The sequence below is a fragment of the Nocardioides sp. PD653-B2 genome (assembly GCF_002117935.1).
GTDB lineage: Bacteria > Actinomycetota > Actinomycetes > Propionibacteriales > Nocardioidaceae > Nocardioides.
In genome coordinates this window covers 89,908-116,907 of record NZ_BDJE01000016.1, presented here as the reverse complement: position 1 = coordinate 116,907, position 27,000 = coordinate 89,908, and the positions used below count along the sequence as shown (strand labels likewise).

The following is a 27,000-nucleotide window of genomic DNA, read 5'->3' as shown; positions in this document are numbered from 1 at the left end:
CATGGACCGCATGGCACGGCTCGGGTTTGAGCGACGTAGCGTCGAGTTGCGTGTGGAGTCCCTGAAGCGCATCGCGGGGGCGCCTCCAACGGTCGAAAACGTGGACACGTTCCTTGAGAGCTACGAGGCCGTTTCGTCGCGCTTGGCGAAGGTGACTCCGGAGGGCCCGCTGGACGCTCTCCTTGCCAAGTTGCCCTGTCACCTCGACGAGCTAACCGACGATGAGTTGCGACTCTTGCGAGTGGAGCACCCTGACATCGGCGCCCAGATCGTCTTGAGGGTCGAATGACGTCGTTGAACGAGGAGCGGTTGGGCGACCTACTCAGCCGCTTGGAAGATCTCGAACTTCCCCTGCTCGCGTGGGGCGTGGTGGACGGCTTTCTGAGCGAAGACGACGTCATCAAGGCAATCGACGAACAGCGGATCGCCGAGTTCGCCGCGGGCAGTACGGAGGTGCCGGCCGCTGAGGAGTACCTCGAAGTCCTTGTGGACCGTGGACTCCTCTTCCGGCAGCCAACCGGCGATCCTCGCTATCGAACACGGTTCGCCGAGACTTTACGTCTGCTCCGTCTGCTTCGTCAGTTGTGGCCACCCAAGGACACCAACGCCGACGGTTGGTGGCGGGCATACGCCCCCTTGGTTGCTGACTATCGCTTGCGAGTCTCGCCTCGCCGCTACCCGAAGCGTGAACTGGACGCCGATCAGGTAGCGGGAGTCCTCCAAGCGTCACTGAACTGGGGGACCGAGCAGGACGCGATGCTGCGACGCCTCGTGGGAGCGTCGAAGTTGGCGCCCTTCCAACTTCGTGCAACGGCGTCTGTCCTCGCCGCCGTCGCGGCGGAGAGGCCGACCGCGCGGATCGTCACCGCCGGGACTGGTTCCGGCAAGACCCTGGCTTTCTACCTTCCCGCTTTGCTCGACCTGGCAGCCGGAGGTGGGAGGCGGCGGGGGCCGCACACGCTGGCGTTGTACCCGCGAATTGAGCTGCTTCGTGATCAGGCCCGGGAAGCGATGCTCGTTGGAGAGCGGGCTGGATTGATCGTCGCGCAGACGCCACGGCCATTGCGGATTGCGCTCCTCTACGGATCCACGCCGCGCGTCGCAGACTTTCAGCGGGGGACGGTCAGAGGGTGGAGCAGGAACCCGGCTGGCTGGGTCTCGCCGTTCTTCCCGTGCCTCGAAGACAACTGCGTTGGGGACCAGGTGTGGCTCGACTCGGACCGAACGTCAGCGATCGAGCGGCTCACCTGCGCGACGTGCGGACGCACCACCGCAGATGGCGCATTGGCGATCACGCGTGAATCGATCGTCAGCCTTCCGCCCGACATCCTCTTCAGCACGACGGAGATGCTTAGCAAGCAAGCCACGTCTTCCAAACTCGGCCCGCTTCTTGGCTGGAAGGGACCCATCGGTATCCGACTCGTCTTGCTCGACGAGGCACATACGTACGCGGGTGTTCACGGAGCGCAGGTCGCGTACACCTTGCGTCGATGGCGACACGCGCTCCGGCAGTGGGGCCCCGACAGCCCCGTTGTTGTCGGACTGTCCGCAACCCTGCGGGATGCTGGCCAGTTCTTCTCGACGCTAACGGGCGTTGACCGCGGTGACGTCGAAGTGATCGCGCCAGCGTCGAACGAACTCGCTCCCATCAGCCGTGACTATGGGGTGGTCCTGCGAGGCGATCCGCTATCCGGTGCCGCGCTGCTGTCCACGACCATTCAAGCGCTCATGCTCGTCGGGCGCATGATGGACCGGACTCCGCACATATTCGGTTCGGTCGCGTTCGCATTCACGGATGACCTTGATGTCATCAATCGTCTATACGACAACCTGCGCGATGCCGAAGGGGCATCAAACGTCGGGCGTTCGCGCGGCCAGGTGCTCGGCAGTCTGCGCGATCCAGGCCTCCCACACGCGGGCAAGCGCTACGACGACGGGCAGTCGTGGGACCTTGCCAACCGTCTGGGGCGCATGACTGGACCGCTGAGAGTTGCCCGGACCTCATCACAAGACAGTGGCGTTGATGGCTCCGCGGATGTGGTGGTGGCCACCTCGTCTCTCGAGGTCGGCTTCAATGATCCGCGCGTCGGAGTGGTCCTTCAACACAAGGCCCCGCGCGACATGGCGTCATTCCTTCAGCGAAGGGGTCGAGCGGGGCGTCGCCTCGACATGCGGCCGCTCACGCTCGTCGTGCTGTCGGACTACGGGCGCGACCGGGCGGCGTACCAGTCTTATGAGCAGTTGCTGGAGCCGGAACTCCGAGCTCGCGCAATCCCGGTGGGCAACCGCTTCGTGGTCAAGATCCAAGCCGCTCATGCCCTTCTCGACTGGATCGCGCGTGTTGGATCCGTCGACGCGCGCGCGTTTGCGTCACCTCCATGGTCATCCCAGGTGCCCAACCCTTCGCGGGTGGTCAACCTTCTTCGCGACCTCCTGAACTCGGCGTCACGGCAGGACGAACTGAAGCTGCACGTGCAGCGGGCGCTGGCGATCAGCCCAGACGAGGCCGACGCGGCCCTCTGGGAGGAACCCCGCTCACTCCTACTGTCCGTCGTGCCCACCCTGCTTCGGCGACTTGAGAACGGCTGGCAAGCCCTTCCCGGACAGTCCGACGCCGGAGCCGTAGCGGGTCAGCCCCTGCCCGAGTTCCTCACCGCTACGCTCTTCGATTCACTCAATACGCCTGATGTCATCTTGGCGATGCCACCTGACTTCCGTTCGGGGGAACCGCAAACAATGGCGATCGGCCAAGCCATGAGGGAAGCGGTCCCTGGTCGGGTCAGCCGGCGGTTCGGCCACGCCCACGCTTCGCACCGAACTTGGCTGCCGATCCCCGATGCCGGCGACGTCCTTGAACTTCGAGCGGTTGTTTCCAAGGGGCATGCCCTGGGGGAGTGGACCGATACCTCTGGCGAGAACTTCATCGTCGTTCGTCCGCTGGAACTTCAGTTGGCGTCCCCGCCCCGCGACGTCGCAGACACGTCGTCGGCCCGCCCGGTCTGGCGGTCTGATTTCTCCTTCGCTCAGGGTTCCCTCCAGGACATGGACGTCCCCACGCCATCGGCCTGGGCTGGGTTCATCTCACAGTTCGCGTTTGCGCTGCACGTCTCGGGCAGCCCCGTAACGGTTCGCCGATTCTGCGTGGGCGCAGACGGGGAATTGGTTACGCAGGACAATCGCGGCCTCGGGCGTACGCCGCTCACAGTGCGCTACGCACACGAGGGGAAGCCTGCCGCACTCGGATTCGAACTTGAGGCCGACGCACTCATCGTCGAGGGGCTTGTTCCGGACTCGCGCGACCGCGAAGGGCTATCGGAATCGCCCGCTTGGCGCACGCTCTGCTTCCGCCGTCGTGTCCTGGAGGACACGACGCTGGATGGAATCGCAAATCACTTCCAGCGCCGCTGGTTGGTGGAGGTATACCTCTACGCCTATGCGCAACTGCGCCTCCGTGGGTCCTCGGCAGAAGACGCGACCGACGCATTGCGCGGCGGAACCTGGGCAACCGATCTGGCCGCATTCCTCGCCAGTGCCTATCGATCAGACGACCCCGCCCTGGTTTCCAATCAGCGCATCCTTAGCGATCTTGAGCACCTGTCCAGTGAAGCCGACGTCCGGGCAGCGATCGAAGGGCATGCGTCTCTCCTGACGAATTCCGATCTAGCGCAGGAGACTGGCGATCTTTGGCGACGAGCATTCGCAGACACCCTCGCTGCGGCGTTGCTCGACGCGACGTTCGAGACCGTTCCGGACGCTCAGGAGTCGGATCTCGTTGCCGACGTTGTGTTCGACAGCAACAACCGGGGCCGGTTCCGGGTCATCGTGTCCGAAACATCGGTCGGCGGGCTCGGGGTTATGGAGGCTCTGAGCCGTTCATATGCAGTTGACCCGCGGCGCTTCTGGGAGGCTGTAGGGCGAGCAGTGGGGAGTTCTGACGCGGAGGAGACTGATCGCTCCATGCGGATCGCTCTCGGGGAGCTTGACGACTCGAGTTCACAATTCGCGACTGCGGTGGGTGAGTTCAGAGCCGCCACCGATTCGGGATCCCTCGACATCGCCTTCTCGGAACTTAGAGATGCGTGGATTCAGTTCGACGGACCGCCGACGCATCTTGCCCTGTCCACGTTCGCTGCCCGTCTTCTGCGTCCTGGCGCTCGACCCCAAATTGACCGACGCGTATCTTGGCTCGCGACCAGATGGCTTGACGTTGAAGCAGAGATCAACATTGAGATTGACGCTCGTACGCTGGCGTACTTCGGCACGTCTGGGGCGCTCGGCGAGCCCATTGCACCGTTGAACCTGGATTCTGCGTTCAGCATGCTGTGGCCCCGGGGATACGAGGCGCGAAACCAGCGACTCCAATACTGGCAACCGTTCAGGGATGACGTGCTGATCGAGCGACTTGTTTTGGATGATGTGGTCCGTGACCGAGCGGTCGCGATCGATGTGACCGGCGGGGACTGGATCCAGAAGTACAAGACGGCCCTGTCTGCTGACGGTCGGGTGCGTCTCACCGCTCCGGACGCAGCGCGTGCCGGACTTGCCGTCGCGATCCGGACCTGTCTCGCGACTCCGATCGAACGGTCGGGCTTACGCGTCTATCCACGACTTGAAGGAGTCGACCGACGGTTCGGCCTCTGGAACGCACGCATGGCGTTCGTGGAGGAGTTGCAATGACGAATCGACTTCAGCGGACCGTACGAACTCGGCCTCGAAACGGGCTGGCTATCGCCGACGTATTGGCGGGTGTATTCGCATCTGAGCTGTGCTCACCAAGTCCCGAGTTGTGGCTTGTGAGCGGGTGGGTGAGCGATGTCATGGTTCTGGACAACTCATCGCGCCAATTCGACGGTCTGATTGGGCACGATGCGGGATCGAGTCTGACGCTGACTGACGTACTTCGCATCTTGGTATCGAAGGGAACCGACGTGCACGTGGCCCTTCGCGACGTCGAACACAACCACGATTTTCTCCGCCGACTCGGCAGTGAGCCACGGATCCACACATACCTGAGTGCGGACCTGCACGAGAAAATCTTGGTCGGCTGGGACTGGACGCTAAAGGGCTCCATGAACTTCACGTGGAATGGCCTGCAGCGAAACGAGGAGAGCATCGACCTGCAGGTGGGACCGACCGTCGCTTCAACTCAGCGACTGGAGTTGCGAACTCGGTGGCTTGGCGGGGGCGAATGAACGACATCAGCGTGGATCAGTCGGTCCTGACGTTCTTCTCCAGCCCCAACATCGTATGGCCGGGTCTGGCTGCGGACCATCCCGCCGCCGAACGAATCACCGCGTTCCTTCGGGCACTGGACACTCGTGGAGAGTGCCCGTTGGTGCTGCCGCGTCGAGACGTAGACGGCCAACCGTCGACGGTCTATTTCGTTTGCTGGGATCCGCCGCACGCTGGGCGCATGCGGCCCCTTCTTCAAGCCGCCGTCGCGGACTACCTGAGCCCGTTCGATGGACGCGTTGCGTCCTTGAGCGCCGCCGATCCTGTAGAAGTTGCCGTCCTCGCGATGGTTGGTTCCGGGACGACTTTCGTGTTGCGGCCGACGACGCAGACGGAAGGCCGACTGGTCGTTGCACTGCAGCGATTGGTGCGGTCGCTGCAAGGTCGACCCCGTAGGAGCCCAGTGTTGCCGAGGCCTGTGGGTCGAATGCTGCGCGAGTTCGATCTGGCATTGGCCGCTGGTGCGGCCGAGCAGTCCGCCGCCGTCCTGCACGAAATCGAACGTGCGGGTGGGATCTCCCACGAGAATGTTGCCTTCCTCCAGATCCAGAGGTTGAGCCGTCTCGGCCGTGATCGAGAACTCCTTGCTCACGGGTCCTTGCCGACGGTTGTATACACGGAACCTCCTGAGGCGGTCCGTGAAGCCATTCTCGCCGCGTGGGGCCGCGGCAACCTGCGCACCGACGGCGTCCTGGACCTAGGCGGCGCGGCCGAGCGCCTGGCGGCTGAACCCATCGACATTGCGATGTTGGTGGGAGAACGGACGTCGACATGGTCAGATGCTGATGCCTTGGCGGTGGGAGCGCTGGTTGCTCTGGCCCGCCAAGATGCTGGGTTGAGCGAGGCACTCTGCTCGAACACCGGGGTCCCGGATGAATTGAGAGTTCGCCTTGCCGAGTTGCTGCCCGCTACGGCTGCGCCTGCCGAACCCGCTGACGAGCAGGACGCCGGTTCACCTGCCATGGCGGAAGTTGAGCCGGCGCCGGCGGTTGCTACTGAGTCAACCGCGCCACCTCGTTCATGGTTCGAATGGCTCGATCGCCTGGAAGACGGCGCTGCAGTTGCCCCTGCGACAACGCTCGTCGAGGCTTGGGAGCCCGCGTGGCGCGTGGACGAGGACCTGGGGCGAGCCATCGAAAACCTCTCCGATCTCGCAACTGACGCGCTTCTATCCGGAGTCGCCGCCTTCTTGGATACAGCGGACGCGGGTCACCCCGCGCCTCAAACGGCGCGCGCTCTCGCCAGTCGCTATCTGATTGAGGAACGCTTTGGGCCTGCCGACCTGTCGGCACTCGCAGCGCTTCTCGCGATCTTCTTGAGCAGCGCACCCGGGCGCGATGACTACGCCGCACTCTTGGACGACATAGCGACCTTCGCCCCGCAGTGGAGTTCGGTCGCCTCAGCTGCGCAGGCATTGGACCTTGCCGACACTGTCGTGTGTGGGCCTCGGGCGGTTCCAGAGGCTCAGGCTCAGTTCATCTCCACTGTCCTCGGACCACTGAATGCCCAGCGCCAGCGTCTGAGCGGCGGTCTGCGGTCGCTGGCCTCCATGGTCACCAGTGATGCAGGGCTCGACTGGGACTGGACGATCGTCGATTCCGCGGACGCAAGTGCCCCGCCTGAACTTCCAGCCGGCTTGAGTGTTCTGATCTACAGCCTCGATGCGGGGACACTCGCCCGTGTCGCTGCATCACTCAGCGACCAGTACCCGACGCTGACGGTCCAACAGTCGTCGGACAAGGTGGGCACTCCCGCGCTGCGCCAGCACAGCCGCAACGCAGACCTGATCGTCATTGCGACCGGCCGCGCTGCACATGCGGCCACCGGATTCATCACCGACAACGCGGGAGGCCGGATTTGTTATCCGGACGGGTGTGGAGCCGCCTCGATGTTGAGGGTTATTGAAGCTGTGCTCGACGAGTTGCGCTCTGTGGGGTGACCCTTACTTCTTGAGCGCTCTGAGCAGGTGGCTCGTGAGCACCTTCACGTCGTTCGGAGTGTTCTGGATGCCATTCCACCGACGAACTTGCTCCCCGCCGAAGTCCCAGGTGCCGGCGGTCCACGCGCAGTGTTCGCCAAGGCGTGCAAGGGATCTCTCGAGGTTCATGCCCGCGAGTTCCGCCGTCGGGACGCCGTCCGTCAGCGCGTCCATGACATAGCCCATGGCCTGAATGCCGGCACCGTGTGTGAGGCGCGACTTGGTGGGGGCCACCTCCCAGGCCTCTGGGAACGTCAATTGCACAATCGTCCAAAAGTAGTTCAGGTGGAGCACCATCTGATCGACGTCGCCGGTCCCGTCGTCGGGATCGCGGTACTGGTACAGCGCGCCGTCGTAGAGGCTGTTCTCGATCATCTTCAGGACGCTGTTGTCCTTGATGTAGCCCTCAGCCATCGTCGGGGTGGCGATGCGTCCCGCAAACGGGGCGCCGGCAGCCCGGTTCCCGAAGTTGAGACGGGCCAGTACCTCCGCGGGGAGTTGCTTCCGGGCGTACGCGGTCGGCAAGTGACCCATCGTGTCTGGCAGCAGTTCGTGAATAAGGCCCTTGGGCAGAGGCTTGGTGTTGTTGACCAGGATGAATTGGCTCCGCTGCTCTGCTTCGCCACGCGCGATGAATCCGACGGCAGCCACGCCAAACTCCACGAGATCGGCGTCGCGGATCGCGGCGCTGCGTTGCTGCCCGTCTACGAGCCATGCCGGCTTCTGATCTTCGGGCAGTGACTCGTCGATCGGGATTACGAGTTCGCCCGCCTTCACGTAGTCGACCTGGCTCGCGGTGCCGGACTCCACGAACGTGACGCGCTCGTCGAAGGCGACGACGACGGCGTTCGGCAGCATCGCGCCGTCTGACTCCAGATACCGGCGGATCGCCTTGATGTGGCTCAGGACCTCAGGACGCTGATAACCCTGCAAAGTCACATCGTCGCGGTGGACCCGACTCACTGTCGCGAAGTCGTGGATGAGCTTGCCGTCCACACCGAAGGTGTAGATGAACTGCGCACCCTGCCTGATTCGCAGAGCGGGCAGCCGCAGTTCGTAGCGGTCAGCCATCGGTACTCCTATGGGACTTGAGTTGCGCCATCTTCGTGGCCAGTACGGACATGTTGTGGAATCCGCGACGCTTGTTGCGCTCAGTCCCACGGAAGATCGCGATCTCGACTCCATGGTCTCGACAGATCTTGCAGGTGCAACGGGTCCAGGGTGCGGCGCTGAGTGTCTCCTCGTATGCGTCGACGTACGACTTCTTCGACTGGCAGATGACCTCGTACTCGCCAAGTCGGTCAAGGCAGTCTCGCCGAGACGCAGTTGAGCCGTCGAACGCCCGCAGCGCCTTGAGGGTTTCGCGCTCTGCGGTGATCGCCTCTTTCTGGCTCACGTTGCCGGCAAGAATGGCGCGCTTCAGCGTCGGGTTGCCATCGACCTGCGGTACCCGAATCGCAACATACGCCCGATCAGCGGTGTGGAAGTTCTTGCGGTCATCCATGAATGCCTGGCGGAAGGCCGACGTGCTGTCGAAGCTGGTGACGCCCAGGTCCGAGAAGTCGTCCATCGACTCGACCCGCGTGATGCCAAGCAGATGCAGCTGAGTCTGGTCCTTCAGGACGCCTGAAATCGCCGTGAGGCTCGCGAGGATCTGACTGGTCTTGAGCGGGACCATGCCGCCGAGTGCGATGCGCTGGTACCCGAGGTCCTGAAGCGCTCGAACGCTCTCGGCATACGTTTCGGGACTCCAGCCTTGAGCTGCGCCGACTGGTTCGACGGAGCTTCGGCGGTCGCGACAGAGCGAGATGAACTCTTCTGCCAGTCGCACAGTCAGCAGACGACGCGACTCCCAATCGGGGTCGACGTCATCGTTCGCGGGGTCTTCGGTGAACCCGAAGACCACATGGTCAGTGCTGACGCCGGCGTCGAAGCCGCACTCCTCATAGAAGTCGAGCGTTTCTGCCGGTGTGACCGGAGGAAGTGCTTCGTCAACGTAGTTGAAGGCGCCGTTGTCCCCAAGGGCCTCGACGCCGGGCGGCAGGCGGAAGAACCCGTGCACGCCCATGCGGTGAAGCCGCGCGCGCTGAGCGGTTGAGTACTTGCCTGCGCCCTTGATGGATCCGTCGACGATGGACTTACTAACCAGGATGCCGTCGTACGGCGCCCGGTCGAGCACCTCGTGTGCATAGCGGTCGTCCCGCTGTCGGACGCGGTGGGCGGCGTACTCATCCCGTAGGAAGTCGTACGACGGGCTGACGAGGTCCTGGCTGTCAGGGAAGAAGAACCTCACTTGCGATGTGTCCGCTCAGCCAGGTAGGTGCGAACGAGGTAGTTGGAAAGGATCTTGATGTGACGCGTCGTGTTCTGGAGATCGTTCCACGCAAGGCCGAGCCCATCCCAAGAACCCTCGGTCCACGCGCAATGCGCGGCGATCACTAAGAGTTCACTCGCGGCGGCAGTCCGGGCCTCCGGGTCTTGGTCATCCACGTGCGTCATTACGCGATCCATCAGTCGGCCCATTGCGCGAATTCCGACGCCGTGCATCAGACGACTCTCGGTCGCTGGCTTAGCCCATGCTTCTCCAAACACGTCATGCACGGCGCCCCAGTAGGCGATCAGCGCCCGCCGAATGCCCTCGGTGTCCGTAGTACCTGTTGCAATGTTGCGGTATGGGAAGAGCACTCCCGAGGGTGACTCGATGGACTCGCGGATGGCCTCAATCAGGCTCGTATCTGTGACGAATGTCGACTTCTTCGAGTCGGGGTCGGTCGATGCTCGTCGGATGATTCCGCGGAACGGAGATTCGCTGTCCTGATTGAGCATCTCGACCAATGCCGACGGAAGTTGCCGCGTAGCCATCCGCGCGGAAGGCACTCGAGTGATCTCTGGGAGTAGTTCAGTCACTAGGCCGGTAGGAAGTGGTTGGACAGTATTGACCCGCAGGAACTGTTCACGCTGGATTTCAAGAGTTGACGCGACGAACCCGGCGACGGGCACGGGTAGGCGGCGGTTCTTGGTGCGGGACAGCGCGAGGCTTCGTTGCTGGCCATCAACGATCCATGCTGGGCGCGGGCCGCTGGGGTCGCTGGCGACGGGGATCTCCAAGGTTCCGGCGACGGCCAAGCCATCGCTCGTTGTCGGCCCGCGACTCGACCTCCACCTCACCTCGGGTGGCAGGGCGAGGATCAAGCCGTTGGGGAACAGGGGGTCCTCGGAATCCAAGTACTCCTGGATCTGCTTCACGTGCTTCTGCTTCTCGGGGCGCTGGTAGCCAATCAGCTTGCCTGCTTCGTCGCGACTGATGCGGGCAACGTCCGCGACCATGTCGATCTCTTCCGCCGCGAGCGTGAAGAGGTACAGGGGAGTGTTGTCGCTCTGGAGAACCTTCAGTGCGCGGCGCTCCAGCCATTCAATCTTCGTCATTCGTTGCATGCCTCCTCGAAGAGTCCGGAGAACCGGCGCTGCTCGCATGCGATGCCAGACGCGCGCAGGTTCCGGAGAGCGACTGTCTTCGATAGTTGCGGATGCCGTCCGAGCATCTCCTTGATCAGGAGACGGATGGTGCCGTCGGGGAGCGGGCGTCGGTCGTATTGCTCGGGCTGGTGAGCGTCGCTGGCCCACGCAGCCCATGCATGGCGTACTTCGGTCGATGTCGGTGCCGAACGGCCGGCGATTTCCAGCCAGCGGATCGCCATGCGGGTGTTCAAGCTGGTCACCGTGCCTCCGAGTGCTGCGCGCAAGTTCCGGTCGGATCGAACCCGCAGGCTCTCGGGCGTGTCAGGCGCCCCGCCGAACACGAGCGAATCGTCCGGGTCGAGGTTCGACAGTTGGTCGCTCATCGCAAGCGCGTACGACTCTGACAAGACCCAGATCGACGGGACTTCGGGCGTCGGCGCCACGGTGTGGGGGAGTCGACTCCACCACAAGGCGGAGTCTGCGGTCGAGGTGGCTACTGAGTCCTGATGGCCACGCGTGAACGTTGCCGCATAAACCGGCCCCAGGTCTTTGACGGAGCGCAACCCCAAGCCGGCGGATGCCACGAGCATTTCGGCATCAAACCCGGCCTTCTCGGCGGTGCAGGCGAGCCGCTTTGCCTGCGACCAACTCTCGCCCTTGTAGAGATCGAGCAGGCGCGTTTCGGACCGGGCAGCGGTGACTCGACTGTGCCAATGGGAGGCGCGTTCGGTGACGGTCCCAGCAGGTAGGCTGCGGGCCATCAGGGTCTCCGAGGGCAGGCCCAACTTGCGGTCTGTGCACGTGACCACGATCGTCAGTTTTCGGCGCGCCATGACCCCTCGGATACTGAAACTACAGCTTGGTTCCGGTTACTCTACCTTGTAGTTTCGGCGTACGGTGCTCACCAGGCACGGCGCGTAACGGAGAGGTGAATGTCATGAGCCGGAAGGCAGTGGTGCTGCTCAGTGGCGGCCTGGACTCGACGACGGTTCTGGCCGTCGCCAAGGATCAGGGCTTCGAGCCGTACGCAATCAGCTTCCGTTACGGCCAGCGCCACGCGGTCGAACTCGAAGCCGCTCGCCGGGTGGCCAAGGCGGCCGGGATTGAGCGGCACGTGGTCTGCGACATCGATCTCCGAGTCTTCGGAGGATCCGCGCTTACTGCCGACGTCGACGTTCCGAAGCACGAGTCAGCGGAGGAACTGTCCGACGACGAGATCCCGATCACCTACGTTCCGGCGCGCAACACGGTCTTCTTGTCATTTGCCCTCGCGTACGCCGAAGTCATCGGCTCGACGGACATCTTCATCGGCGTGAATGCGCTGGACTACTCGGGCTATCCGGACTGCCGCCCCGAGTACATCGCCGCGTACGAGCAGATGGCGAACCTTGCAACCCGGGCCGGCGTCGAGGGCAACGCGATGAAGATCCACACGCCGCTCATCAACCTGACCAAGGCAGAAACTGTCGAACTCGGAACCAAGCTTGGTGTCGACTACTCGCTCACGTTGTCTTGCTACGACCCGGACACCGAGGGTCGCTCGTGCGGCCACTGCGACTCGTGCCTGCTTCGGCTTCGTGGATTCGCTGACGTGGGCCTCACGGACCCAGTCAGTTACCAGGAGGCGACTGCGTGACATACAAGGTCAAGGAGATCTTTTACACGCTCCAAGGCGAGGGCACCCACGCCGGTCGCCCCGCTGTGTTCTGCCGCTTCAGTTCGTGCAATCTGTGGACCGGACGGGAGGCCGACCGCGAGCGCGCCATCTGCAAATTCTGCGACACCGACTTCGTCGGGACTGACGGCGAGGGCGGTGGCAAGTTCGCTGACGCCCAGGCGCTGGCGGCAGCGGTTGCAGCGAAGTGGCCCGTGAACGGTGGTGGCCGACCGATGGTGGTCTGCACGGGCGGTGAACCGCTCCTCCAGTTGGACACGGCGGCCGTCGATGCCTTCCACGAACTGGGCTTCTATGTCGCGGTCGAGACGAACGGGACTCTGGTGCCGCCGGCCGGGATCGACTGGCTGTGCGTCAGCCCAAAGATCGGCTCCGAACTCGTTGTCGAGAAGGGCCAGGAACTCAAGTTCGTCGTCCCGCAGGGCGGGGTGGACCCGACTGCGTTCGAACACCTGGATTTTGAGAGCTTCCGCGCGCAGCCAATGGACGGGCCGGACGTCGCCGCGAACACCGAACTGGCCGTGAAGTTCTGCCTTGACCACCCGCTATGGCAGCTCAGTCTGCAGACGCACAAGCACCTAGGAATTCCGTGACCTACAACTCCGAGATCTACCGCGAGTTCACGTTCGAGGCGGCCCACCGGCTGCCCAACGTCCCCGACGGACATAAGTGCGCCCGTCTCCACGGACACTCGTATCTGGCTTCGGTCCATGTCGCTGGCCCAGTCGGTAACGACACCGGTTGGGTGCAGGACTTCGGCGACATCAAGGCGGCCTTCAAGCCGCTCGAAGAACAACTCGATCACCACTACCTCAACGAGGTACCCGGCCTTGAGAACCCAACGAGCGAGGTGCTCGCTAAGTGGATCTGGGATCGACTCGCCGGTGAGTTGTCGAACCTGACTGAGGTGCGGGTCCGTGAAACCTGCACCTCTGGGTGCATCTACCGCGGGGAGTAGGGACGTGGCGCTTCCAGACATCCAGGATCAGATCGACGGACGTGGCATTGAGCTCGATCGTGTCGGCATTGCGGGCGTGGAATACCCGGTTCGATTCAACGACGGCTCGAGCCTTCACGCCGGTATCGCGACCTTCGACGTCACAGTGACGCTCCCGGCTGACCGCCGCGGCACCCACATGAGCCGGATGGTCGAGATCATTCACGATGAGCTTCAGGATCTGGAGCCAGAGAGGCTGCCGCAGGCCCTCAAGGTGGCTGCCGACCGGCTTGACGTCGATGCGGTGCGCGTTGGGATTGCGCTTCCGATGGCCTTCATGGTGGCGGCCCCAGCGTCCCGCCGCGAGGCCTGGCAGGTATGTGACGTCGCGCTGGAGGCCCGGCTGACGGCTGCGGGTCCCGAACTCGCCGTGACAGTCGGTGCCGATGTTATGAGCTTGTGTCCCTGCAGCAAGGCAATCAGCGATTACGGTGCACACAACCAGCGGAGCCGGGTGGAGTTGACGACGTATGGTCAGGACGAGGACGTCTACCCGCTCGACGTTGCTTCGTCTTTCGCCATGATCCGCTCGGTTGGATCGAGCCCTGTCTTCCCGATCATCAAGCGCCCTGACGAGCGCGTGGTAACCATGGCCGCCCACGACCATCCGGCCTTCGTTGAGGACATGGCTCGCGACCTTTCGCGGGCGTGCCGAGAGCGCGCGGTGTCGCACGAAGTGCGCGTGCGCAACTTCGAGAGCATCCACAGCCACGATGCGGTGGCGTCGGTTGCCTGGTCGCCGCGCGCTACCGACAATTGACGTTTGAAGGTCCGGAGGAGAGTTGGCGTGGGTGGCTAGGCCGTACACGACTGCCGGCGAGGACTTGGCCGCCTACCTGGCCCGCCGCCATATCGCTGAGTACGACTCGGTCGGTGTTGCCAGCGCGTTGTTGTCGACTGGCAGAGGCGTTGAATGGGCAGAAGCAGTCCATGAGATGGCTGTGCTTCATCTCGTGCGTCGTCTGGTAGCCGCCGGTGCGAAGATCGCCGCGTCACGGCCTGACTTGGACTATGTTGCCGAGAGCGAGATCAAGCAGATGATCCTCGACACGATGACTATCGACTACAACCGCATCGGCGAGGTCTACTCACGGCTCGAACCGGCGTTGGCGGCCGCGCGGAGCACGATCTCAGCAGGCACTCGCAAACAGTTGAAGTCGGAGAGCCAACGCGAGCGGCCGTGGTGCTACCTCTGCAGCGTCGAACTGGACTATGAGACGCAAGGGATCCCGGCGTCGTTCACGCTCGACCACGTGTGGCCCCAGGCATTCGGCGGAAATTCTGATCCGGAGAACCTGCTGCCCGCGTGCGGTGCCTGCAACAGTCGTAAGGGCCACGCTGCATCGTGGTCGCTGTACCCGGTCCAAGCCCTCGTCCACGGCTATCGGCTCTCCGGTGACGACCTTGAGAGGTTGCCCAAGGAGGCACGCTTCGCAGTCCTCGCGCGCAGCGCCGCGGCTGAGGCAAAAGCGACGGACGCCAGTCTCAAGGACGCCTTCGTTACGCTCGGGCGACCTGGGTTGCCGACCGTCCTAGATGAGTCTGTAAGCGTCGATGTCTTCAACCTCGTCGCCAACTTCAGTTGACCCAAGGAGTCAAGAATGACGTTTACCTATCCGGCGATCTTCACCCGTCAACGGGGTGACAGTGACGACGGCGTACTGCTTGCTACCTTCACTGCGCCCGTGGGTGAAGTTGCCAAGTGGGCATCGGTAGAGCGCCTGAACGTCGATGGCAAGGGGCACCAGCGTCTCAAGAACCAGGCGAAGGTGCGGGCGATCAAGAGGTTCCTTGAGTTGGATTCACGCAACACTATTCCGACAGCCATCACCGTCGCACTGCGGGATCTGGATCTCAGGGAGACGCCTGCGCTGGACTCCTGCTCGTTGATCGAGATCCCTGCTGGCGAGTCGCCGATCGGCTTGGTCATCGATGGTCAGCACCGACTGTTCGGCATGGAAGCTTTCGATCCCAACCTCAAGGTCAACGTGGTCGCACTCATCAATCCGACCGATGAGGAGATCGCGTTTCAGTTCCTCGTGATCAACAACAAGGTGACCAAGGTCTCGACAGACCACTTGAAACTCCTTGCATTGCAGTATCCGGAGGCGGTCCTTGGCGAGCGACTTCGATCCGCGAGGATGACGTTGGGTCGACACGCGTCGCTTGTTGGAGTCGTCGACAACTCCGAGGACTCTCCGTTCTACCGGGCGGTGGAGTGGCCGGCCGAGGACGTGCCGGGCGAGTCACGCGCAAACCTTGTGCTTCCGGCAGCGGTGGAGCAGTCACTTGCTGTGGTTGCGCAGAAGAATCTCCCGGATCTCGCCGACGACGACGCACTTCTGGAGTTCTTCTTCACGCTCTGGAGGTCGGTCCGCGACGCTTGGCCGTCAATCTGGGTCTCTGGCAGCAAGTTGCTCAGCAAGGTTGGCGTTGTGACTCTCACGACCTTCGTCGTGGATGACCTCACTCCGCTCGCGGACCGGGGATCGATCGACCTAGCGGACCCTGATGTGGTCAAGACGGAGGTTGACCAAATCCTCGGGGACCTGACGCCGAACTTCTGGACCAGCGAGTGGGCTGCGAAGAGTCTCGACACCTCGGCGGGCCGCAAACTGGTCGTAGATGCTCTAACGCAGGTGCGGCGGAACCGCCGTAGGGACAACGCGTGGTATGCCGACGTTGACCTGATTGATACACCCGCACAAGTCCCTGACTGACGGGTGTTCCTGCATCAGGCCGCGTTTCGTCGGGCCCGCAACTCCGTGGCCTAAAGCGGCCTTAGGGTGCCGGTGGGGCGATGCGATCGCCCAAGGCGTGCATGGTGGCATCAATGGCGTCCAGCAAGACTTGGTGAGACGCGAAACCGAAGCGGAGTCCTTCGTTGAGGTACTGGAGCAGGCTGAGGTCGCTCTCGACCGGGTCGTCACTGGACGTCAGCGGCGGCAGCATTTCCAAGACGTCGATGAACTTTTCCAGCCCTTCGTCGTCGCCAGGGCGGGCGCGGGCGACGAACTGCGTGTGGTCGTGCCAGGCAACGACCAACCGCGCTGCTTCGGACCAAAGGCTCTTGGGCTGCATGACGGCACCTAACCACAGTCTGCTTCTGCTGAAAGCCAGGAACAAAGGAGGCCGTCATGAGCCGACCTCGTCGTCGTCACGTGTAGCCGGAGGCGGGGAACTCAGCCCGGGGTGCCGTGCTCAACGAGGATCCACACGAATTTCAGCGTCCGGCCACTTGCCACTCTGTTGTCGAGGGGCATAGTGCAGGGATGGGCGCACGGACCACCGTCATCCCCGCAGGTGCTATCGAGTACGACGGCATGCTGTGGAAGCCGCGCCGCGGAGCGACACTCGCCCGCCAAGAAGGCCGCGGTGGTGCCCGAGGTGGACCTCACGGTCGACTCGCCGGCGGGCAAGCGGCGGGGTGGACGCCCTGCCGGCGATCCTTTGTTCACGGCTGAACGACCGGACTCGTGCGACGAGAAGGTCCTGATCACGGTGAAGGAAGCGGCCTGGATGCTCAGCCTGCCCGAGCACGCCATCCGCCAAGCGGTGTCCTTCGGCGACCTGGACCGGGTCTTCATCGGTGAGGGCGGCAAGAACTACCGCATCGTGTATGGCTCGCTGCTCGCGTGGGTGAACTCCATGCCCCGGGAATCCAAGAAGGGCTGGTGGTGAGGGTGCAGGCCAATCATTGGGAGCCGCCCGATCCGCCCAAGCTGTTGGTCTCCGCGAAGCGCGTCGCCCAGGAGTTGGAGGTGCCGGTCTGGAAGGCCAACGAGATCTGCTGGTGCCTGGACCGGCGGTTCTACGCGCCGGGTCAGGTGCACTACCGAGTCACCCGCGCCTCCCTTGATGCCTTCAAGCAGTTGGTCGCCGACGGCATGACGACGAGCGGGGCCCGTGCCGTGATGTGCACTTCAAGCAACGAGGATCGCTTCCTCCATCGGATTTGAGCCAGGAGGAGCGGGACTGGATCGACTGGCAATCAAGGCAACGGCGCCGATGGTGAACTCGCCGCCCGCAGTGCGCTCCGCGGAGTCGCGCCGGGATTCGAGCAGGGTCCATTTTGTGACGGGTTTCCCGGACAACCGGGACTGCCCAGTTCATGCATCACCTTCCCCGCCGCCATCCCGGCGGTGAGCCCCGACGAGGACTGGCTGTGCAGTGCGGCCATGACCGACCTGACCGTCACCGCCGCCCTCGACCACCTCGACTCCTGGAAGCTCGCGCTCCGCGCCGAGAACAAGGCACCCGGCACCGTCACCGTCTACGCCGACTGTGCCACCCGCTACCTGCGCTGGTGCGCCGAGACCGATCAGCTCCCGATGAGCCGTGCCGCCCTGAACACATGGGTCGCGGGCATGCTCGATGGTGGCAATGCGCCTGGCACCGCCCGCATCCGGCAACAAGCCGTGCGCCGCTTCGCCACCTGGCTCACCGCCGGCGGCGACATCCCGTCCGACCCGTTCCCCGGCGTGAAGGCACCCCGTGTCCAAACACCCCTGGTCGAACCGTTCACCGACGACGAACTTCGCGCCCTCATCCGCACCTGCGCCGTCCCCGAACCTGGGGACGGCGCAACACCCCCGGGGCAGACGCTGCACCACCGACGCGACGAGGCGATCATCCGACTGATGTTCGAGACCGCCATCCGCTCCGGCGAGGTCGCCGACCTCCACCTCGACGACGTCGACCTCATCAGCCGGCTCATCACCATCCGCCGCGGCAAAGGGGGCCGCGGCCGGGTCATCCCGATCGGCCCGGCCACCACCGAAGCTCTCTTGCGCTACCTCGGCGAACGCGAGCGTCACCCACTCGCAGCCTCGGCCGACCTGTGGCTGGGGAACCGCGGCAAGCAGTTCGGTCGCGAAGGCCTCAGCCGCGGCCTGAGACGCCGAGCCGCCCGTGCCGGAGTCGAGGGCTTCCGCCCGCACCGCCTCCGCCACACCGCCGCCCACCGCTGGCTCGCCGCAGGCGGCTCCGAATCCGGACTCATGGCCATCGCCGGCTGGACCCGCACCGACATGCTCGTCCGCTACACCCGCGCACGCGCTTCGGAACGAGCCGCCGCCGAAGCGCGCAGGCTTGACCTAGGAAACCTCTGACCGCGGCCCGTGGTGTTTCACCCGGCGAGCTGCAGCAGTCGCTCCTGATCCAGGACCGTTATCCGACCCCGACCCAGGGTGATGAGCCCCCGGTCGGCAAGTTCGCCGAGGATCTTGGTGGTGGTCTCCCGCGAGGTGGCGGCCAGGGCCGCGAGCTGCTCGTGGGTGAGCTTGACCTGGACACCCCGACCGATCGGACGCCCGGAGGAAGCTGCTGCGAGGGTGACCAGAGCGCCGGCGATGCGCTCGGGAACGGACTTGAACACGGCGTCGGAGAACTTCTGCTCCAGCTCACCGATGCGACGGCCCAGCGTCTCGGAGATCCGGGCCGAGATCCTGGGGTCGCCGAGGAGGAGGCGACGTACGTCGTTCTTGGTCATCACGCAGACGACGACATCGTCGAGGGCCTCGGCGAAGCTGTCGTGCATCTGCTGGCCGAGGATGACCATTTCACCGAAGATAGTGCCGGGTTCGATGATCGCGGTGGTCAAGGCACGGCCGTCGGGGGAGACCCGGAAGATCCGGATCCGGCCCTTCTTGAGGATGAAGAGCGTTTCCAGCGGCTGGTGCGGGGTGTAGACGAGCTCCCCGGAGGCGTAGGTCTTCATGGGCGCGGCCTGGGCCATCGCGTCCATCTCGGCGGAGTCGAGGTCGCAGAAGATGTCGACCTCGGACATGCACCAGAGCTTGTCCGGGCCGGTGCGGGCCGCGCGTTCGATGTCCACGTCTTCCTCTCTGCGGCCCGGTGACCAGGGGCGGGCGCCCCCGGCCAGGTCCTCGGGGTTAGCGATGGTCAGGCAGGTGTGCGGTTCGGGTCCCATCGTCTCAGCCTTCTCGAAATCCGGGTCCAGATGGCGGTAGTGGGCGGGTCGGGCAGCTGGGGGTGGCCGCCCGACCCGCGCGGGGTGGGGATCAGTGCCGGACGGTCGCGGCTGCCTTGGCGGTCACCGTTGCGGTCCTCGACCGGGCGAGCCCGACTGCCACGAGGGCTCCGAGCGCGACGCCGTACATCAAGTGCTCGATGATGAAGGTTCCCCAGCCGGCCATCTCGGCCATGTTCTTGATCGGGTCGCCACTGTTGAAGATCGACGCCGCCAGCGGCAGGCCGATGTAGGCGCTCATCACGAAGACGCCGAAGCCGTAGACCATCCCGACGCCCGCGAGGGCAGCGAGGCCGAGGCGCAGCTTTGAGGCGATGACCCCGAACACGGCGCCGTACATCGCGCCGGTCATCATGTGGATCATCGCGCCCAGGATGGCAGGACCGAACAGGAACGTGAACGCGTCACCGTTCATCTGGTCGGCCTTCATCGACTTCATCATGTCGGCGTCGTTCGTGACGAGCGAGGCGATGTGGTACAGCGGGGTGAAGAAGCCCGTGTCCTTGGCGTAGGCGGCCATCATCGCGTACATCGCCATCACCAGAGAGGCGATCACCCCGGCGACGGCTCCGATGAGGACGGCCCGACCAAGACTGCTTTGCGTGGTCGTGCGGGTCATGAGGGTCTCCTTGAACTTGTGGCGGTCGAGGTCGATCTCCTAGATCGATCTCGTGTTGACACCGTGAATGCTTCCGCGATGCGCGGATGCGGTCGGTGAGCGCGCTTACACAGCGACCGGAATCTCAACCGATGCGTCGGGTGCGCTGTTCAGGTACTCCCTGAGCACGCCGCTGGTGGCTCCGGAGAGCGCCGCAACCAGCGTCAGGCTCAGGACGACCACCCAGGCGACCTCGATGTAGCGAGCGGTCAGTTCTCGATGCCGCGGTGTCGTTGCGCTCGACGGGGCCCGACCCAGGACGACCATGACGGCCGAGCCGTAGAGAGCCATCACCAGCGTCGTGGCGACACCCCACAGCCAACCCTGCGTCAGGGGTTCGCCGACGATGCCCCCGGTGCCGAACGCCGCTCCCGGGCCTGGAACCGCGGCGGGAAGGATGAACATGCTGAGACCGATAGCCACCCCCACCACGATGACGACTTGTCGCCGACGTCGGAGTGACAGCCGTCCGCCGTCGATCCACAGGAGCATGGCCACCATGTAGGCCGGGCCGCCGACGATCCAGCCCGCAACGATCCAGCCCTCGAAAGTCACCGGGGTGCCTTGGAGGTGCTCGGCGATCGAGGGACCGGCCACCTGCGCGAGGAGCCCGAAGACGACGCCGGTGCCGACTGCGATTTGGAGGAGCCGGGCACGCCCGGCGGGCGGCAGTGGTTGCGGTGGCACGTCGCGACGCTAGTTCGGGGATCACGGGGTGACTGTGGGGGCGCTTACAGAGCAAGCACGGATATCGCGATGGGCGGCCGCGTCGGAGTTGCTAGCGGGAGCGCCGTTCGCTCTCGACGCGAATCGTCTCCAGGGACCGTTCCACGGTGGCGGTCCAGCTACGTGCAACCAGGTCCCCCCACCGTTGGCCGAGCGGCCCGAGGTCGGTGCCGAGCTCACCGGTGTAGGTCAGTCGGGTCCCGCTCGGTGTCTCCTCGAGCTCGAAGGTCTCCGCCACGTAGGGGACCGGTCCCCGCACCAGCCGGAAACCAATGCGTTCGGGCGGGGTGAAAGTGACCGTCTCGACCGTGACTGCGACCATCCCTCCGCCGACCGGAGTGCGGTGGGCGGCCAAGACCATTCCCTCGCCCCGTTCGAGAATCTGCACCTTCTCGGCCATCGCGCGCGGCCGACGCTCGGCGTACGGCGCGGTCGCCGCTGCGTAGACGATGTCGCGGGGTGCGGCGATGTCGACGACCAGGGGTCCCAGGGGGCGAGTGCGTCGCCCGACGTCGAGGTCGAGACTGAGGCGACCGGTGACCAGGCCGACGTAACCGGCGGCACCGGCCCCGACGAGGAGGCCTGCTCCGGTGAGGAAGTGGATCACTCGCATGGCTTCTCCGCCACCATCAGGACGTAGTCGAGGGTGCCGTCATCGACGGCCCGGCGGGCGGCTTCGAGCACCGGGCCAGCTTTCGCGAAGTCGATGCCGAGTGCTTCCAGGCGCGGTTTGGCGGTCATCCGGAAGAGCTCGAGCCTGGCCTCGATCTGGTCGATCATCCGGCTCAGCGCGTTGGTGTGACGTTCGGTGGTCAGCACTCGAAAGCCGGCTTCAGCGGCCAGGTCGGCGTACTCGGCCAACGGTCGGGCATCGGCCACGCAGGCGATCCAGGCGGTGAGTCCAGTCAGCTCATCGGGGAGCCGATCGCGGTCCGCAGCGACGTCGGTGATCCCGACCCGGCCGCCGGGCACCACCAACCTGGCCATCTCCGCCAGAGCGGTGCGCTTGTCGGGGAAGGTGCACAACGCGCACTCACAGATCACCACGTCCGCGCACCCGTCGGGGAGCGGAACATCTTCCGCGTCACCCAGGTGGAACTCGGCCCGGTCCGCGAGACCGGCGGCAGCGGCGGCCCCGGAAGCCAGTGCGACGTTGCCCGCCGAGAGGTCGACACCCTCGACACGAGCGCCGTACTCCTGGGCGGCAAGCAAAGTGCTCGTCCCGCGCCCGGAAGCAACGTCGACCAGTCGCTGTCCAGCCCTCAGGCCGACCCGGTCGAAAAGTTGTCGGGTCAGCGTGAGGCCGCCGGGGTGGTAGCTGTCGCCGAGTAGCAGCGAGACCAGGTCGGAGGAGTAGCCGGCGGCACAGCACGCCTTCACCGCCGCGGCGTCCAGTCCAGCGCTCATGGGGATACTCGCTTGCTGCCGTAGGGGGTGGCCGCCAGTTGGGGTTGCAGCGGCAAGGCGTTGGGGACCACAGGAGCCACCTCGACACTTCTCATCTTCGCGCGGATCTCCTCGCGGTAGCCCACGGAGTTGTAGGCGCAGAACGGGATCAGTCGGCCGTCGGGGGTGATCTCCTCCACGCAGCACTTCATCAACTGGCGGACGTTGAGCGTGTAGGGATCCTGAAAATCCTGGACCACGATCATGAAGGCGTTGTCGGTGATTCCGGCCAGCGCCTCGGGGAGGTTGACCCCGCAGGCATCGGCGCAGTCCAACGCCTCGGCGACCTGGGTGAGCCGTTCGTCATTGGTCTCGGTTCCGACGAACGCTGAAGCGCTCCACAACTTCTCCAACGCTTCGCGGATGGCGTAGTCGGGGATCACGCGGTTGGAGACATAGTCGAGGTAGTCCTCGACCTGCAACAGCCGTGGGACCGGGACCAGCCCGAAGTCCGGATCGTCGGGATGGCCTTGGGTGATCAGGTACGTGATCGATCGGCAGGTCGGGGCGCAGCACGGCACCGGGAAGAAGTCACTGAGGGTGAACCACTGCGGCAGCTGGTCAGCGATCGAATGCAGGACGTCGGAGTTGGTCAGCCGGGTCAGCGGATCGAACTCGACATGGCGCCCGGAGTGGGTGACCGGCTGGAAGGCCACAGAGCGGACGGCGGGATGTCCTAGCCCGTGTCTGATGATGGGCCCGATCTCGTGCTCGTTGACGTCTTTCTCGATGGCGGCGACCAGCGTGACTGTCAGGCCGGCCTCGGCGCAGTTGTCCAATGCCTTCTGCTTGATCCCGCGCAGGTCACGTCCACGGATCGCTGTGTGAGTGGCGGCTTCGAGGCCGTCGAACTGCAGGTAGATATTGACCCGGCGCCCGGGCCTGTTGCGTCGACCCAGCTCGGCCACGAAGCTCTTGTCGGAGGCCAGCCGGATGCCGTTGGTGTTGAGGTTCACCGCGTTGATCGGACGCTCCTGAGCCAGGTCGATCATCGCCAGGATGTCGGGATGGATGGTCGGCTCTCCGCCGGAGAACATCACCACCTCGGGTTCCCCCTCGGCCGCGACGAATGCGTCCAGCATGGTCGCGCACTGCTCGAGGGTGATGGAGTAGCCATCGGGGCCGTTGGCACGCGGGCTGCCGGAGTCGGCGAAGCAGATCGGGCAGTCCAGGTTGCAGCCGGTGTTGACCTCGATGATGCCCAGGCAGGCGTGCTGCTTGTGCTCGGGGCACAGCCCGCAGTCCGAGGGGCAGCCGTCCTTGACCACGGTCTGGGTCTGCAGCGGTCGGGTGCCCGGCTTGTTGAACCGTTGGATGTCGACGTACATCTCGGCATCGCCGTAAACCCGGGCCTCGAACTCGCCGTGCTCGGGGCAGCGTTTGCGCAAGAACACCTGGTTCTCCCGCGCATTGACCTCGGCGTCGATGGTGCGCTTGCAGACAGGGCAGATCGACCGGGTGAGCTCGAGGAACACTTCGTCGCGTTCGCGTGGCTGCTGGTCGGTCTCGGAGATCGTCATGGACTTCACGCTAGGGCGGCACCCCTGGGGCGTTCGGTGTGCGCGCTTACAGTTCGCCGACCTTCTCGCCAGCAGTCTTGGGCTATGACAACCGGACCCGGAGCGAGCGACCCCTCCCGGTGGCTGCCTGCCGACCGGGTGCCTGCAATCAGCGTCGCGCAGATGCGGCGGGTCGACGAGCTGATGATCAGCACCTACGGCATCGGCCTGGCACAGATGATGGAGAACGCCGGACGGAGTCTGGCCGAGCTCGCCCAGGCACGCTTCACGCCCGGCTCGGTGACCGTCCTGGCCGGATCCGGCAACAACGCCGGCGGTGGTCTGGTCGCGGCCCGCCATCTGGCCAACCACGGCGTACGGGTCGAGGTCGTCGTAGCCGGGACCCTCAGACCGGGGCCGCTGCTCGAGGCCCAGGTGCGGGCCGCAACCGCGTGCGGTGCCACCCAGACCGAGGAGCCGGGATCCAGTGACCTGGTGATCGACGCCCTCGTCGGCTACGGACTCACCGGTCCTCTCCGGGGCCGGGTCGCGGAGCTGGCTGCGTGGGCGAACAGCCTTGCCGTCCCGACGCTGTCTCTCGACGGACCGTCGGGCCTGGACATGGACTCCGGCATCGCCGGGCCTTGCACGGTCCACGCCGCCGCCACGATGACCCTCGCCCTCCCCAAGCAGGGGCTGCTCGCGGCGCCCGAAACCGGTGAGCTCTACCTGGCCGACATCTCCGTCCCCAACCGGCTCTACGCCGAGCTCGGCCTCGAGGTCCCTGTGCTGTTTCCCAGCGGCGGACTGCGGCGGCTCCGAGCCCCGGACGAGCCCACGGAGGACGACGCCGCGCCGGAGAGGGTCGACCTAGAGACGACCGAACTTGCGTGGCGCAGCTGGTGGCAGGCGGGGCGACTGATCGCGACCGGCGCGACCTTCGCCACCGCCACCCGGATCGCTCTGGTCGTGGGCACCGTGCTGACCGCGGTCAACCTGGGAGACCCCATTCTCGCCGGCCAGCTTGACCCCGCCACCGGGGTCCGGGTGGTGGCGAACTACCTCATCCCGTACGTCGTCTCGAGCATGGGTGTGCTCTCCCGTACCCGGGTACGCGGGTGAACAGCGGCTCACGGTTGCCGCGGTCAGGCGAGCGCGCCAAGACCCTTGGTATCCAGCAGCCGGATGCTGCGGTAGGACACCTCGATGAGTCCCGCGTTCGCGAGCTCACCGAGCACCTTGTTCACGCTGGGTCGGCGCGCCCCCAGCATCGCCGCGATGGTGGCTTGCGACAACGCGATACGTCCGTCCCGATCGGCCTCGTCGAGCAGCAGGCGTGCTGTCTGGGCGGTCAAGGTGCCACCGAGGAGTCCGACCAGGCGGCCTTGGCTGGAGGCCAGGCGGGCCGCGACACTGGTCAGCCAGCGCCGGGCGAGCTGTCCGCGAGAGGTGATCAGCCGGTCGAACTCCTCGGGAGACAGAAAGAGGCACTCGACCCGATCCACAGCGCGTGCGGTGTAGGGCGGAGGCATCCGCAAAAGCAGCGGGATGTCGCCATCGACATCGCCCTCGCCGAGCATGGCCAGCACTGCCCGTCGGCGACCGGACCCGACCGCGAGTTCCACCTGGCCCGACCTCACGAGCCAGACCCCGGCCGGTCCGGTACCCGCCGCGAACAACACCTGACCTGGCTGCAGAGACCGGGTTTGCAGCGACCCGGCCAGCGCGGCCACGTCCTCGGGTCCCAGCGGGACCGTCTCGCCCCGGCCGACGCAGCGGGCCACCCAGGCGGCGCCGCGCACCGCGGCGGGATCAGGCCCTCGCCCGGGCAGGAACTGTGTCACCACGCTGACACTCTACGGACGCACCGGCCAGCCGCGGAGGTTTGGTCGAGCACGCCCCACCCAAACCCGGGTACGACGCGCAGCGCCTGACTTGGGCGACATCAGGAGAAGGAGCAGGGACATGGCCGAGCAGGTCGACGTGGTGGTCATCGGACTGGGTGTCGGTGGCGAGGAGGTGGCCGGCCGCCTCGCTGCGGCAGGCCTGAGCGTGGTGGGCGTGGAGGCCGGGCTTGTCGGCGGCGAATGCCCCTACTGGGGGTGCGTCCCGACCAAGATGATGGTGCGCGCAGCCGGTATGGTTGCCGACGTTCGCCGCGCCGAGACGATCGCCGGGCCGGCCAGCATCGAGCCCGACTGGAGTCTGGTCGCCACCCGGATCCGGGCCGAGGCGACCGACACCTGGGACGACCAGGTCGCTGTCGACCGCTTCGTCGGCAAGGGCGGAACCTTCGTGCGCGGTCGCGCGAAGATCACCGGCCGTGGCGAGGTCACCGTCGGCGACCAGGTCTTCACCGTCCGCCGCGGCATCGTCGTGGCCACCGGGACCGTGCCGTCGGTCCCGCCGATCCCCGGCCTCGCCGAACTGCCGTACTGGACCAACCGCGGCGCGGTCCAGGCTGAGCAACCGCCGACCTCACTGGTGGTGATCGGCGGTGGCGCGATCGGCGTGGAGTTCGCCCAGGTCTTCTCCCGTTTCGGCACCACGGTGACGCTGGTCGAGGCCGCCGACCGGCTGCTACCGGGCGAGGAGCCGGAGGCCGGGCGGCTGCTGACCGAGGTGTTGGGTGCTGAAGGAATCGACGTGCGGACCGGCACCTCCGTCGCGCGGGTGGACCACGACGGAACCTCGTTCACCGTGGCTCTCGGCGACCGCGACGTGGTGGTCGCCGACCGTGTCCTGGTGGCCACGGGGCGGCGTGCGGCACTCGGCGATCTCGGCTTGGAGGCCTACGACCTGGCCGCCGACACTCCCGCGCTCGAGGCCGACGACCGCCTTCGGGCCGCCGCCGGGCTGTGGGCCGTCGGTGACCTCACCGGCCGCGGCGCGTTCACCCACGTCGCGATGTACCAGGCCGACATCGTCGTGCGCGACATCCTCGGCCAGGACGGGCCTGCCGCCAGCTACCACGCGGTTCCGCGGGTCACCTTCTCCGACCCCGAGGTCGGGTCCGTCGGCCTGACCGAAGAACAGGCCCGGGCCGCCGGTCTCGCGGTCAGGATCGGCTTCAGCCAGGTGCCGTCGTCTGCCCGAGGCTGGATGCACAAGGTCGGCAACGAGGGGATCATCAAGCTCGTCGAGGACGCCGACCGGGGGATCCTGGTCGGCGCCACCTCCGTGGGCCCCCACGGTGGTGAGGTGCTCGGTGCGCTGGCTGTGGCGGTTCACGCACGCGTTCCGGTCGTGCAGCTGCGCTCGATGATCTACGCCTACCCCACGTTCCACCGCGGCATCGAAGACGCCCTCCGCAATCTCCACCCGACCGGCGACTGAGC

At 65.3% G+C, this 27,000-nt stretch carries 27 protein-coding genes; 15 read left to right on the top strand and 12 right to left on the bottom strand.

The genetic code is table 11. The annotated features are described in order from the left end of the window. The first annotated feature begins 1 nt into the window (after position 1). Genes PD653B2_RS07670 through PD653B2_RS07655 form a run of 4 tightly spaced genes read left to right on the top strand, consistent with a single transcriptional unit; the run spans position 2 to position 7,171 of the window. Positions 2-289 (top strand): hypothetical protein, encoded by a 288-nt coding sequence (locus PD653B2_RS07670; RefSeq protein ID WP_085871742.1) that lies wholly within the window; start codon positions 2-4, stop codon positions 287-289. Further along, positions 286-4,677, top strand: coding sequence for a protein DpdJ (gene dpdJ / locus PD653B2_RS07665; protein ID WP_085871741.1), 4,392 nt, complete (start codon positions 286-288; stop codon positions 4,675-4,677). Before PD653B2_RS07670 ends, dpdJ begins: the two co-directional genes overlap by 4 nt. Beyond that, complete coding sequence (gene dpdK / locus PD653B2_RS07660; RefSeq protein WP_085871740.1) at positions 4,674-5,192, top strand: phospholipase D-like domain-containing protein DpdK; 519 nt, start codon at positions 4,674-4,676, stop codon at positions 5,190-5,192. Before dpdJ ends, dpdK begins: the two co-directional genes overlap by 4 nt. Then, positions 5,189-7,171, top strand: coding sequence for a hypothetical protein (locus tag PD653B2_RS07655; protein WP_085871739.1), 1,983 nt, complete (start codon positions 5,189-5,191; stop codon positions 7,169-7,171). The genes dpdK and PD653B2_RS07655 overlap by 4 nt, the downstream gene beginning before the upstream one ends. A gap of 3 nt (positions 7,172-7,174) precedes the next feature. On the opposite strand, the gene dbpB (PD653B2_RS07650) is transcribed toward PD653B2_RS07655, so the two are convergent. Genes dbpB (PD653B2_RS07650) through PD653B2_RS07635 form a run of 4 tightly spaced genes read right to left on the bottom strand, consistent with a single transcriptional unit; the run spans position 7,175 to position 11,502 of the window. After that, complete coding sequence (dbpB, locus tag PD653B2_RS07650; protein WP_085871738.1) at positions 7,175-8,281, bottom strand: DGQHR domain-containing protein DpdB; 1,107 nt, start codon at positions 8,279-8,281, stop codon at positions 7,175-7,177. Next, positions 8,274-9,503, bottom strand: a complete 1,230-nt coding sequence (gene dpdA / locus PD653B2_RS07645) for a tRNA-guanine transglycosylase DpdA (protein ID WP_085871737.1) — start codon at positions 9,501-9,503, stop codon at positions 8,274-8,276. Before dpdA ends, dbpB (PD653B2_RS07650) begins: the two co-directional genes overlap by 8 nt. Next, positions 9,500-10,636, bottom strand: a complete 1,137-nt coding sequence (dbpB, locus tag PD653B2_RS07640; RefSeq protein ID WP_085871736.1) for a DGQHR domain-containing protein DpdB — start codon at positions 10,634-10,636, stop codon at positions 9,500-9,502. Before dbpB (PD653B2_RS07640) ends, dpdA begins: the two co-directional genes overlap by 4 nt. After that, positions 10,633-11,502 carry a hypothetical protein gene (locus PD653B2_RS07635; protein WP_085871735.1) on the bottom strand — a complete coding sequence of 290 codons (870 nt, stop codon included), beginning with the start codon at positions 11,500-11,502 and terminating at the stop codon, positions 10,633-10,635. Before PD653B2_RS07635 ends, dbpB (PD653B2_RS07640) begins: the two co-directional genes overlap by 4 nt. Positions 11,503-11,606: 104 nt before the next feature. Between PD653B2_RS07635 and queC the strand changes: the two genes are divergently transcribed. From queC to PD653B2_RS07605, 6 genes are read left to right on the top strand one after another with little or no spacing between them, the layout of a single operon-like run. After that, positions 11,607-12,305: a 7-cyano-7-deazaguanine synthase QueC gene (queC, locus tag PD653B2_RS07630; protein ID WP_085871734.1), complete on the top strand. Its 699-nt coding sequence runs from the start codon at positions 11,607-11,609 to the stop codon at positions 12,303-12,305. Continuing rightward, a complete protein-coding gene (gene queE, locus PD653B2_RS07625) occupies positions 12,302-12,937 on the top strand; it encodes a 7-carboxy-7-deazaguanine synthase (protein WP_085871733.1) in 636 nt (211 codons plus the stop codon). Before queC ends, queE begins: the two co-directional genes overlap by 4 nt. Continuing rightward, a complete protein-coding gene (gene queD, locus PD653B2_RS07620) occupies positions 12,934-13,302 on the top strand; it encodes a 6-carboxytetrahydropterin synthase QueD (protein WP_242665179.1) in 369 nt (122 codons plus the stop codon). Before queE ends, queD begins: the two co-directional genes overlap by 4 nt. Before the next feature lie 4 nt (positions 13,303-13,306). Beyond that, positions 13,307-14,101 carry a GTP cyclohydrolase I FolE2 gene (locus PD653B2_RS07615; RefSeq protein WP_085871731.1) on the top strand — a complete coding sequence of 265 codons (795 nt, stop codon included), beginning with the start codon at positions 13,307-13,309 and terminating at the stop codon, positions 14,099-14,101. Positions 14,102-14,132: 31 nt separating this feature from the next. After that, entirely contained in the window at positions 14,133-14,927 is a 795-nt protein-coding gene (locus PD653B2_RS07610) for an HNH endonuclease (protein WP_085871730.1), read from the top strand. Positions 14,928-14,942: 15 nt separating this feature from the next. Continuing rightward, on the top strand, positions 14,943-16,061 hold the full coding sequence (locus tag PD653B2_RS07605; RefSeq protein WP_085871729.1) for a DGQHR domain-containing protein: 1,119 nt from the start codon (positions 14,943-14,945) through the stop codon (positions 16,059-16,061). A gap of 61 nt (positions 16,062-16,122) precedes the next feature. On the opposite strand, the gene PD653B2_RS07600 is transcribed toward PD653B2_RS07605, so the two are convergent. Beyond that, entirely contained in the window at positions 16,123-16,422 is a 300-nt protein-coding gene (locus PD653B2_RS07600; RefSeq protein WP_085871728.1) for a hypothetical protein, read from the bottom strand. 294 nt (positions 16,423-16,716) lie between these two features. On the opposite strand from PD653B2_RS07600, the gene PD653B2_RS07595 reads away from it, so the two are divergent. From PD653B2_RS07595 to PD653B2_RS07585, 3 genes are all read left to right on the top strand, one after another. Next, on the top strand, positions 16,717-17,022 hold the full coding sequence (locus tag PD653B2_RS07595) for a hypothetical protein (RefSeq protein WP_207559420.1): 306 nt from the start codon (positions 16,717-16,719) through the stop codon (positions 17,020-17,022). Next, positions 17,019-17,300 (top strand): hypothetical protein, encoded by a 282-nt coding sequence (locus PD653B2_RS07590; RefSeq protein WP_133059018.1) that lies wholly within the window; start codon positions 17,019-17,021, stop codon positions 17,298-17,300. Before PD653B2_RS07595 ends, PD653B2_RS07590 begins: the two co-directional genes overlap by 4 nt. A 219-nt stretch (positions 17,301-17,519) precedes the next feature. Then, entirely contained in the window at positions 17,520-18,452 is a 933-nt protein-coding gene (locus PD653B2_RS07585; RefSeq protein WP_085871726.1) for a tyrosine-type recombinase/integrase, read from the top strand. A 17-nt stretch (positions 18,453-18,469) separates the two neighbouring features. Here PD653B2_RS07585 and PD653B2_RS07580 read toward each other — a convergent pair whose 3' ends face one another. The 6 genes from PD653B2_RS07580 to PD653B2_RS07555 form a co-directional block, all read right to left on the bottom strand. Then, positions 18,470-19,177 (bottom strand): Crp/Fnr family transcriptional regulator, encoded by a 708-nt coding sequence (locus PD653B2_RS07580; RefSeq protein ID WP_242665178.1) that lies wholly within the window; start codon positions 19,175-19,177, stop codon positions 18,470-18,472. 187 nt (positions 19,178-19,364) lie between these two features. Beyond that, the gene (locus PD653B2_RS07575) at positions 19,365-19,952 is read right to left on the bottom strand and encodes a hypothetical protein (RefSeq protein ID WP_085871724.1); all 588 of its coding nucleotides are present in this window, start codon (positions 19,950-19,952) and stop codon (positions 19,365-19,367) included. Between the two features lie 105 nt (positions 19,953-20,057). Continuing rightward, the gene (locus PD653B2_RS07570; protein ID WP_133059017.1) at positions 20,058-20,546 is read right to left on the bottom strand and encodes a hypothetical protein; all 489 of its coding nucleotides are present in this window, start codon (positions 20,544-20,546) and stop codon (positions 20,058-20,060) included. Between the two features lie 223 nt (positions 20,547-20,769). After that, complete coding sequence (locus PD653B2_RS07565) at positions 20,770-21,330, bottom strand: SRPBCC family protein (RefSeq protein ID WP_085871722.1); 561 nt, start codon at positions 21,328-21,330, stop codon at positions 20,770-20,772. After that, positions 21,321-22,124 carry a class I SAM-dependent methyltransferase gene (locus PD653B2_RS07560; RefSeq protein WP_085871721.1) on the bottom strand — a complete coding sequence of 268 codons (804 nt, stop codon included), beginning with the start codon at positions 22,122-22,124 and terminating at the stop codon, positions 21,321-21,323. The genes PD653B2_RS07565 and PD653B2_RS07560 overlap by 10 nt, the downstream gene beginning before the upstream one ends. After that, the gene (locus PD653B2_RS07555; RefSeq protein ID WP_085871720.1) at positions 22,121-23,683 is read right to left on the bottom strand and encodes a radical SAM protein; all 1,563 of its coding nucleotides are present in this window, start codon (positions 23,681-23,683) and stop codon (positions 22,121-22,123) included. Before PD653B2_RS07555 ends, PD653B2_RS07560 begins: the two co-directional genes overlap by 4 nt. Before the next feature lie 84 nt (positions 23,684-23,767). Here PD653B2_RS07555 and PD653B2_RS07550 point away from each other — a divergent pair, with 84 nt between their 5' ends. Then, positions 23,768-24,784 carry an NAD(P)H-hydrate epimerase gene (locus tag PD653B2_RS07550; protein WP_085871719.1) on the top strand — a complete coding sequence of 339 codons (1,017 nt, stop codon included), beginning with the start codon at positions 23,768-23,770 and terminating at the stop codon, positions 24,782-24,784. Positions 24,785-24,807: 23 nt separating this feature from the next. Here PD653B2_RS07550 and PD653B2_RS07545 read toward each other — a convergent pair whose 3' ends face one another. Then, positions 24,808-25,509, bottom strand: a complete 702-nt coding sequence (locus tag PD653B2_RS07545) for a Crp/Fnr family transcriptional regulator (protein WP_085871718.1) — start codon at positions 25,507-25,509, stop codon at positions 24,808-24,810. A 118-nt stretch (positions 25,510-25,627) separates the two neighbouring features. Here PD653B2_RS07545 and PD653B2_RS07540 point away from each other — a divergent pair, with 118 nt between their 5' ends. Next, positions 25,628-26,998 carry a dihydrolipoyl dehydrogenase family protein gene (locus PD653B2_RS07540; protein ID WP_085871717.1) on the top strand — a complete coding sequence of 457 codons (1,371 nt, stop codon included), beginning with the start codon at positions 25,628-25,630 and terminating at the stop codon, positions 26,996-26,998. The last annotated feature ends 2 nt before the right edge of the window (positions 26,999-27,000 follow it).

Bases quoted from the DNA above. Each gene is read 5' to 3' on its own strand.
- dbpB (WP_085871736.1), bottom strand. From the start codon at position 10,636: ATGACGAAGATTGAATGGCTGGAGCGCCGCGCACTGAAGGTTCTCCAG.
- PD653B2_RS07560 (WP_085871721.1), bottom strand. From the start codon at position 22,124: ATGAGCGCTGGACTGGACGCCGCGGCGGTGAAGGCGTGCTGTGCCGCC.
- PD653B2_RS07585 (WP_085871726.1), top strand. From the start codon at position 17,520: ATGACCGACCTGACCGTCACCGCCGCCCTCGACCACCTCGACTCCTGG.
- PD653B2_RS07540 (WP_085871717.1), top strand. From the start codon at position 25,628: ATGGCCGAGCAGGTCGACGTGGTGGTCATCGGACTGGGTGTCGGTGGC.
- dbpB (WP_085871738.1), bottom strand. From the start codon at position 8,281: ATGGCTGACCGCTACGAACTGCGGCTGCCCGCTCTGCGAATCAGGCAG.
- PD653B2_RS07655 (WP_085871739.1), top strand. From the start codon at position 5,189: ATGAACGACATCAGCGTGGATCAGTCGGTCCTGACGTTCTTCTCCAGC.
- dpdK (WP_085871740.1), top strand. From the start codon at position 4,674: ATGACGAATCGACTTCAGCGGACCGTACGAACTCGGCCTCGAAACGGG.
- PD653B2_RS07555 (WP_085871720.1), bottom strand. From the start codon at position 23,683: ATGACGATCTCCGAGACCGACCAGCAGCCACGCGAACGCGACGAAGTG.
- PD653B2_RS07565 (WP_085871722.1), bottom strand. From the start codon at position 21,330: ATGCGAGTGATCCACTTCCTCACCGGAGCAGGCCTCCTCGTCGGGGCC.
- PD653B2_RS07600 (WP_085871728.1), bottom strand. From the start codon at position 16,422: ATGCAGCCCAAGAGCCTTTGGTCCGAAGCAGCGCGGTTGGTCGTTGCC.
- PD653B2_RS07670 (WP_085871742.1), top strand. From the start codon at position 2: ATGGACCGCATGGCACGGCTCGGGTTTGAGCGACGTAGCGTCGAGTTG.
- PD653B2_RS07575 (WP_085871724.1), bottom strand. From the start codon at position 19,952: ATGACCCGCACGACCACGCAAAGCAGTCTTGGTCGGGCCGTCCTCATC.
- PD653B2_RS07635 (WP_085871735.1), bottom strand. From the start codon at position 11,502: ATGGCGCGCCGAAAACTGACGATCGTGGTCACGTGCACAGACCGCAAG.
- dpdJ (WP_085871741.1), top strand. From the start codon at position 286: ATGACGTCGTTGAACGAGGAGCGGTTGGGCGACCTACTCAGCCGCTTG.
- queC (WP_085871734.1), top strand. From the start codon at position 11,607: ATGAGCCGGAAGGCAGTGGTGCTGCTCAGTGGCGGCCTGGACTCGACG.
- PD653B2_RS07550 (WP_085871719.1), top strand. From the start codon at position 23,768: ATGACAACCGGACCCGGAGCGAGCGACCCCTCCCGGTGGCTGCCTGCC.
- PD653B2_RS07605 (WP_085871729.1), top strand. From the start codon at position 14,943: ATGACGTTTACCTATCCGGCGATCTTCACCCGTCAACGGGGTGACAGT.